Below are 698 nucleotides of genomic sequence, written 5' to 3' on the forward strand. Positions count from 1 at the left end.
CAGTCCATCGATTCTGATAACAACCAGACCGGCCAGATGCTGGCTGCGCTGACTGGCATGGGCCAGGGCACCTTCGCGTCTGAAGTGGTTGTTGATGGCGAAAAAGTCAATGTTACCCGTGAGGTAGACGGTGGTCTGATGACCCTTTCCCTGAGCCTCCCTGCAGTGGTAACCACCGACCTGCGTTTGAACGAGCCGCGTTACGCGTCCCTGCCAAACATCATGAAAGCCAAGAAGAAGCCTCTCGATGTGATGAGCCCGGCGGATCTGGGTGTTGAGATTGCAGCGCGCCTGACCACGTTGAAAGTGGAAGCACCGGCTGCCCGTTCAGCAGGTATTAAAGTGGCAGACGTAGCCGAGCTGGTCGATAAACTGAAGAACGAAGCGAAGGTGATCTAAATGAGCATCCTTGTAATTGCTGAACACGACAACAGCAGCCTGAAGCAGGCGACTCTGAGCGTTGTAGCGGCTGCCAAGGCCATCGGTGGCGACATTGACGTACTGGTTGCCGGTGAAAACTGCGGCGCGGTTGCAGAAGCCGCTGCCAAGGCGGAAGGCGTTGCAAAGGTACTGGTTGCCGACAACGCAGCATACGGCCACTTCCTGGGTGAGAACCTGGGCGAGCTGGTTGCAGAAGTGGGTAAGGGCTACAGCCACATCCTGACCTCTGCCGGTACCACGGGCAAAGACTTCATGCC

1 protein-coding gene and 1 pseudogene are annotated in these 698 nt (G+C 57.0%); both read left to right on the forward strand.

The features are described from left to right. Positions 1-399, forward strand: a pseudogene (locus RG807_RS17660) (electron transfer flavoprotein subunit beta/FixA family protein); the annotation flags it as partial. Beyond that, the coding region (locus RG807_RS17665; protein WP_494337503.1) for an adenine nucleotide alpha hydrolase family protein at positions 400-698 on the forward strand (299 nt) is incomplete at its 3' end. It lies immediately after the preceding pseudogene.

This window comes from Marinobacter sediminicola, from assembly GCF_031157525.1.
Classification (GTDB): Bacteria; Pseudomonadota; Gammaproteobacteria; order Pseudomonadales; family Oleiphilaceae; genus Marinobacter; species Marinobacter sediminicola.